Here is a 7,154-nt window from a genome sequence, read left to right on the forward strand (position 1 = left end):
GGTGTGAAAGCTTATCACCTGTAATACTATTGCTGGTATTCTAAAAGCGGCAAGACCATTGCCAGACAATTGGCAAAGCTAAAAGTAAAATAATGGAAATCGCTACAACCAGAGTACCGCGTTGGTTCGTTCGCAGAGACATTGATGGTTTATTTGGGCTGGCGCTTGATAATTTTATTCAAATTTTATTGATTGTGAATTTGTGCCAAGGAGTGCTTGGCTTTCCTGCTGAGTTAGTTTATGGGCGGATTTTGCCAGGAGTTGCAATCAGTTTGATTGTTGGTAATTTCTATTACGCAAGGCTAGCCAAAGAGCAAGGCAAAGGTGAGCAGAGGGACGATATTACTGCTTTGCCTTATGGGATTAACACCGTCAGCCTTTTTGCTTATATTTTTCTGGTGATGCTGCCCGTAAAATTGGCGGCAATTTCTAGTGGTGCATCTGGCGAACAAGCTGCTGAATTAGCTTGGCAAGCAGGATTAGTGGCTTGCTTTGGTTCTGGTTTGATAGAATTTGTTGGGGCTTGGGGAGGAGAAGCACTCCGCCGCCTCGCCCCCCGTGCAGCATTGCTTTCTACTTTGGGTGGTATTGCAATCACTTTTATTGCCATTGGTTTTCTATTTCGTACTTATGCCAATCCCGTAGTCGGCTTGGTGCCTCTTGGTGTAATTCTGCTGACTTATTTTGGGCGAGTGCGATTTGCCATACCTGGCGGCTTGTTGGCAGTTCTGTTGGGAATTGCCCTTGCTTGGGGAACAGGTTTAGCTAGTTGGGATCATGCCAAGTTTATCGCTACCCTGCAACCAATTAGACTTTATCTCCCTTCTTTGTGGCTGGGAGAATTGTGGAGGAGTCGTTCAGTCTTGGTCGAATATTTCAGCATCATTCTACCAATGGGGTTATTTAATCTTGTTGGCAGTCTCCAGAATTTAGAAAGTGCCTCAGCTGCGGGTGATACTTATCCTGTGGCTCCCTGTCTGAGGGTAAATGGTATTGGTACATTGGTTGCTGCTATTTGTGGTTCCTGTTTCCCGACTACTATTTATATTGGTCATCCTGGCTGGAAAGCTATGGGAGCAAGAGTTGGTTACTCTATACTCAATGGTATAATTATGAGCTTGCTTTGCCTAAGTGGAACTGTGGCAATGCTGGCTTACTTTGTGCCAATTGAAGCTGGAATGGCAATTGTGTTGTGGATTGGGATTGTGATTGTCGCTCAAAGCTTTACAGCCACTCCGTCACACCATGCACCTGCTGTGGTTGTTGGTCTATTACCCGGCATTGCTGGTTGGGGTGCGCTAATTGCGAAAAATGCACTTCGCGCAGCAGGCTTGGGCACGCCGGAAAAACCTTTGACACCAACCTTGATTGAGCAGTTTAAGTTAAGCGACACGTATATTGATGGGGCTTTTGCTCTTGAGCAAGGGTTTATTTTTTCTGCCATGATTTTAGCTGGCATCACAGTTTATATTATTGAGCGCAAGTTTCGCCAAGCTGCCTATTGGTCTATAGTCGCTGCTGTTATTTCTTGGGTTGGGTTGATGCACAGTTATCGTTGGACTGTTGCAGATACAGTTGTTAATTTCGGCTGGGGAACTGGTACGCCTTGGGCTATTGGCTATATAATGCTCGCAATTCTCTTTTTCTATGTCGATTGGCAAGAAAGGCGTAAGGCTTGATGCCTTACCACATAAAAGTTGAATTATCTAGATGAGATTAGTCAATAAGTTGTGGGGTGGGAATTTGCGTATCGATATCTGCTTGGGAATAAGTCAGGAGCAACCAGCTACTCTCACCCGCCTTGAATACTTTGGCAGGTTCAACATTCAATTCAATTGCACCAGTGGCTGGATTAGTTCTAGCAAGAGATTGTGTACCATCGACAAACTTAACGGCGATAGGTTGAGTCAGTTCTTGTGGTTGAGCGTTTGGGCCTAGAATCACTTGAGAACCTGCGGGTAAGTAAATGCCATCGCAATCCCAATCATCATCCGTGATTGTTCCTGCACCCAGAAAGTAGAGTTGGGTTGGAGATTTTTTTGGTTTATTGGCATAGACAGCCAAAGTCTTTCCAGTTTCATTACGACACTGTGCCCGTTTTCTAGCTGTTTCTATGACATATTTCTGAAACTGCAATTGTGCCAGTCGCTGCTGGAATTGCTCAGGTGTATAACCAGCTTGCTCAGGTGTATCCTTTACAGTTAGAAGTTGATTGAGCGCCTGAGTTACCTCAGCATAGTCAGCCCCCTTAGTGAAATCCTTACCTGCCCAAGAAGGTTGAGCAATTAGCAGGTTCACCATTAATACGAGAGCAACAAGAACAGTTTTGAGAAACTGCATATATTTCTCCTTTTTTGAAATTAGTATTCAGTACCACTGAAACTTTACCAGATTTCAAATCCTTGAAAAATTTGATCGCGATCGCACCAATAATAGCCATAAGATTAATTAATAGCCCTACAAGCTTCTCCTCAATATTCAAATAATTTGTAATTTGTAATAGCCCAAACAGTTAACTCGTAACTGATGGGTGATGTCAAACTCTTAACTGAGTGACGGCGATATTGCCAGAAAAACATACATCTACATCGCTACCAGGAGTGCGATCGCGTTTGCCATATTCTCCTACATAATAAAAATCATTGCCTTCAATTCGATAGTTCACAGGTAAAGGTTTGGTACAGGCTTGGCAAAATACTACTTCAGGATCTGGTTCTCCTGGTTGCAGATGCGGTAGATTCACATTCCAAAAGCTTCCTGGTTCTAAGGGACGCTTGAGTAAATCCGCTAAAACTTCAGCTGCGAATTTGGCAGCCAGATCCCAATTAAAATTCTGCTTGGCTTTGCGATACTGGGAAATGGCAACTCCAGGAATACCATGCATCGCAGCTTCCCGCACGGCGGCCACTGTGCCAGAAATGTAGACATCGACTCCTAAATTTCCCCCAGCGTTGATACCTGAAAGTACAAATTTGACATCTGCGGAAATTTGTGTTATGGCAATTCTCACACAATCAGCAGGAGTACCTGCGATCGCATATTCAGTCTCAGAGCGTCGCTGGAGGTTGATAGCACGAGTAGTAGTAACTTGATGTCCACAGCCAGACTGATGATCGGCAGGAGCAGCGATAATAGAATTTTTGCCATTTACAGCTTTGAGCAGCGCTTGGATACCGGGGGCATCAATGCCATCGTCGTTAGTTAAAAGTATAGTCATGTATATATGATATTGATTTAGCTAAGGTATCAGAAAAATGCAGATATCAACTATCACATAGACATTTAGAGCAGAATTTAGAATACAGGAGTCAAAACACGCTTTATACCTGGGTAACAGACGAATCTTTGTCTACCTCACCTACGTGAAATCTGCTGTATATAAATTAAATATGCATAGTCCAGAACCTTTGTAAAGACGTAGCAGTATAACATCTTTACATTCTTTTTCACTCAGATATCGTAATCACTACGGCAGGAAAAGCTACTCGCAGATATGAAAAAATATGGCGTTGCTAAACCAAAATATAAATCATGCGATATGATTTCTAGATGGTTTGCAAATTCCGCCCTAAGCATTTGGGTTAATTCCCAAAATGGGCGGTATTTCTTGTCACCCAAATAGTGCTGAGTGCTGAGTAACTCGGCTTAGAGTAAAAAGTAAAATTAATTGCACTCAGCATATAAGATAGTCGCGCCCCTAAAAGCAAAGTTCCGTTCGCCTTTGGCGTACTCCTATGGAGAAGCAAGCTACGCGCAGCGTGTCGCAGACAAGCCATCATCGTCAACAAAAAATATGTCTTTGTATCAATCCCTTAGTTTTAACTATGGGGTAATACTGGGCACTCAGCACTACTGAATAATAAGAAGGTTAGCGTTAGGTTAATGCTTGCAACCGCTTTCAGAACAAGTTTGTGTAATCAAAAATCCCGTACAATATACATATTTGCTGGGAATATCAGAAATTTTACACTGAAGAAAATCGGGAACGAGGTGATTTTTGCAGTAGTTCTGTAGTATTTTTGGTGCAAGTCTGTCTTAGGGATCACACGATGAAACAGCTCCTCAAACAAGTTTTTAGCAGTCAAAAACACCTCATCCGGCTAATTCTACCTTTGCTGACGGTTATTTTCGCAGCCTCGCTGTTTGCTACACCTGCTTTAGCCACAGGTGTGTATCAAATACCCAGCCTGACAGCAGGGAATGACACATGGGTTTTGGATCGAGGTGAAGTTATCAGCCGTCTGAATGAAGGCAAGATTAGCAGCGCTTTTGAGGATTTGGCAAAACAAACAGATAAGGAAGTAAGAATTGTTACTGTTCGCCGCCTCGACTACGGTGAAACACCAGAAAGCTTTTCTAAAGAACTGTTTGAAAAATGGTTTCCGACAAAAGCAGCCCAAGCTAATCAAACCTTATTGGTTCTTGATACCGTTACCAACGGTACGGCCATTATTACTGGAGATAAAGTCAAGCCAATGCTTACTGACTCTATTGCCGAGAGTATAGCTACTGAAACAGTAAGCGTGCCATTACGCAATGGTGACAAATACAATCAGGCATTTCTCGATGCAAGCGATCGCCTTGTCGCCGTTCTCTCTGGCAAAACCGATCCAGGGCCACCCCAAATAACTGACAATGTGCAGGTTGGAGGCACTTTCAAGAAAGCAGAAGAAACCAACCAAGGTAACGCTACTGCTTGGGTAGTAGGATTGTTAATTGCTGCCACCGTTATCCCAATGGCAACTTACTATATCTATCAGATAAATCAGCCCTCTTCTAATGGGTAATGGCAGAGTTAGGAGTTAGGAGTTATGAATTTCTAACTCTTAACTCCTAACTTTAATCTTGAACATAGTCTTGCCCTGTAACTAAAGCTACCTCAGCCCGGACAAATTCTCGACCTAAATAAGCTGCATGATCTAATTGAGTTACAGGACAGGGCTGAGTTTCTTCAAAAATTTTCACGCAAAGTTCTTTCGCCGTTCTGGCGCTAAAAACTGTTGTATGAGTTCGTTCTACCTTTTCTCGCGCCGGAATAACCTTTCCCGTTTCAGGATCGACAGCTAAACCGCGATCGTCAATCACATTTGTAAAATGCTTGGCATAAATTAACCCTGCGTCTCGATCTAAGTAAATAATGAAATATCCACCAGGATCGAGGTCAATATGACGCTGGGAAAGTTTATCATCAATTGCGGCTAAATCTTCAACTATTAAATCCATAAGCATTATAAAAAGAAATTTTCTTTTTTCAGGGTTTTTACACTCTATATCAAGTGTAATTCCTATCCTCCTTAGTCTTCTTGATATCTTTCAGATATTTTTGATCCCTTTTACTTAAAAGAAAATTAGAGAATTAGACTCAACTATTCCGAATAGTGCCATCTGGCATGATGGTGTTACGAAAAGTAATGCGACGCAGACTAGATCCTTCCAAATTGGCTCCAGTCAAGTTAGCTTCCCAGAAGTCGCATCCCCCCAAATCAGTTCCGCTCAAGTTAGCCCCGATTAAATCAGCCTTATGGAAGCTAGTGTTGTGAAATCTCGCTCCTCTCAAGTCTGTATTAGTCAAGTTAGCAACATTGATGCTAGCACGTCGCAAGTCTGCTCCTCTAAGATCGGCTTCGGTCAAATCGGCACTATTCAGACAGGCTTCAAACAATTTGGCATTAACTAAACTAACTGCCTTCAAAATAGCACTAGCAAGATAGAACTCCTCCATATTATTCCCAGTCAAGTCAGTGCCACTCAGGTCAATCACCGACAAATCTACGTCCAAGTTGACTCCAGAAAAGTTTTTTTCCCCAGCAGCATATCTTCTAATCAACTCATCACGATTCACATAACGTAACATAAATATTTTCCTGAACTTATTAGGACTTACGCAGTGATGTTACGAAAGTAGTTCCTTTTCCTCAAACATTTTTCTCACTAAATGGCAACTCTGCATTAATTGCCTCAATCTGCTGCTGTTCGAGTTGATTCACTTCCTTAATATAGGGACGGATAATTTGTCCTAAACGATTATTGTAAAAGCGATGCAAACTGTGATTAGGCATAGCGGGGAAACCGCGCCGTTTTTTGTGTCGCCCACCCGCGCCAGGGTCAAAAATTTGGATGCCATTAGCGATCGCCCACTCAATCGGCGCATAATAACAAGCATCAAAATGTAAGCAATCTATTTCTTGAAAACTCCCCCAATAGCGTCCATAGAGTTTGTCACCTTTAAATAAACAAAAGGACATTCCTAAAGGATGAGAGTTATCTTCTTCGCTATATGCAGCAACAAACAAGACTCGATGGCGATAATCGGTGTGTAACTGCTCAAAAAACCTCCGTGTGAGATACTTACTACCCCACCAGCCAAACTTATCACAGGTGTCAGCATAGAATTGGTGCATCAAGGGAAACAAAGACTGAGGAATTTGATCGCCAGCTAGTGGTTGCAATCGTAAACCTGCTTTTTCCACAGCTTTGCGTTCCCGCTTGATATTGCGGCGCTGATTGGCGTTAAACACCTTCAAGTAATCATCAAAAGTTTTAAAGCCAGCATTTTCCCAGATATAACTGTGGTGCAGCCAAGTTGTAAAGCCATGCCGTTCTAACATCGGACGCCATTGGGGATCGACGTAGAGAAAATGACACCCAGAAATCCGATTTTTGGAGCAAAAAGTATCAATTTCATGCACCATCAGCGCTGTGATTTCATCCTCATCTTCTCCTGGGGCGATTAAAAACCGATAACCTTCTGCTGGGGTGAATGGTGTCATTCCCAGCAATTTTGGGTAATATTGAACTCCGATGCGATCGGCTAACTCTGCCCATTGGTGATCGAAAATAAATTCACCAGAACTATGTCCTTTAAGATAAAGTGGCGCCGCCGCAATCAGCGTTTTATTTCGCCACAGTGTCAAGTGATTTGGCAACCAACCAGTTTTAGCCGTAACACTCTGGGAAGTTTCGAGATTATTCAGCCACTCCCATTCTAAAAATGGCGTTTTGAGTGGCATTGCCAAAGCATTCCAGGCATTTTGAGGTACTTCAGCGATTTTGTTCGTCCAAACGACAGAATAGCGAGGCTTAAGTTGTTCCACCATCTTAGGGAAGTAAGGAGTAGGGAGTGGGGACTAGGGAGGCAAGGGGACTAGGGGGAC

The 7,154-nt window shown here is 42.9% G+C and carries 7 protein-coding genes; 2 read left to right on the forward strand and 5 right to left on the reverse strand.

Features of this window, described 5'->3' with window-relative positions:
* Positions 1 to 92 precede the first annotated feature (92 nt).
* Positions 93 to 1,679 (forward strand): NCS2 family permease, encoded by a 1,587-nt coding sequence (locus ACFE93_RS09210; protein ID WP_375473012.1) that lies wholly within the window; start codon positions 93 to 95, stop codon positions 1,677 to 1,679.
* Between the two features lie 37 nt (positions 1,680 to 1,716).
* Here the strand turns inward: ACFE93_RS09210 and ACFE93_RS09215 are convergent, their stop codons facing one another.
* Both ACFE93_RS09215 and surE read right to left on the reverse strand, forming a co-directional pair.
* Positions 1,717 to 2,340, reverse strand: a complete 624-nt coding sequence (locus tag ACFE93_RS09215; RefSeq protein ID WP_375473013.1) for a hypothetical protein — start codon at positions 2,338 to 2,340, stop codon at positions 1,717 to 1,719.
* Between the two features lie 196 nt (positions 2,341 to 2,536).
* A complete protein-coding gene (gene surE / locus ACFE93_RS09220) occupies positions 2,537 to 3,217 on the reverse strand; it encodes a 5'/3'-nucleotidase SurE (protein ID WP_375473014.1) in 681 nt (226 codons plus the stop codon).
* Between the two features lie 832 nt (positions 3,218 to 4,049).
* Here surE and psb32 point away from each other — a divergent pair.
* Positions 4,050 to 4,787 carry a photosystem II repair protein Psb32 gene (psb32, locus tag ACFE93_RS09225; protein WP_375473015.1) on the forward strand — a complete coding sequence of 246 codons (738 nt, stop codon included), beginning with the start codon at positions 4,050 to 4,052 and terminating at the stop codon, positions 4,785 to 4,787.
* 52 nt (positions 4,788 to 4,839) lie between these two features.
* Here psb32 and ACFE93_RS09230 read toward each other — a convergent pair whose 3' ends face one another.
* The 3 genes from ACFE93_RS09230 to ACFE93_RS09240 form a co-directional block, all read right to left on the reverse strand.
* On the reverse strand, positions 4,840 to 5,223 hold the full coding sequence (locus ACFE93_RS09230; protein WP_375473016.1) for a DUF4346 domain-containing protein: 384 nt from the start codon (positions 5,221 to 5,223) through the stop codon (positions 4,840 to 4,842).
* 139 nt (positions 5,224 to 5,362) lie between these two features.
* Positions 5,363 to 5,854, reverse strand: coding sequence for a pentapeptide repeat-containing protein (locus tag ACFE93_RS09235; protein WP_375473017.1), 492 nt, complete (start codon positions 5,852 to 5,854; stop codon positions 5,363 to 5,365).
* Positions 5,855 to 5,915: 61 nt separating this feature from the next.
* Positions 5,916 to 7,097: a GNAT family N-acetyltransferase gene (locus tag ACFE93_RS09240; RefSeq protein ID WP_375473018.1), complete on the reverse strand. Its 1,182-nt coding sequence runs from the start codon at positions 7,095 to 7,097 to the stop codon at positions 5,916 to 5,918.
* Positions 7,098 to 7,154: the final 57 nt, after the last annotated feature.

Source organism: uncultured Nostoc sp. (assembly GCF_964247315.1).
GTDB lineage: Bacteria > Cyanobacteriota > Cyanobacteriia > Cyanobacteriales > Nostocaceae > Nostoc.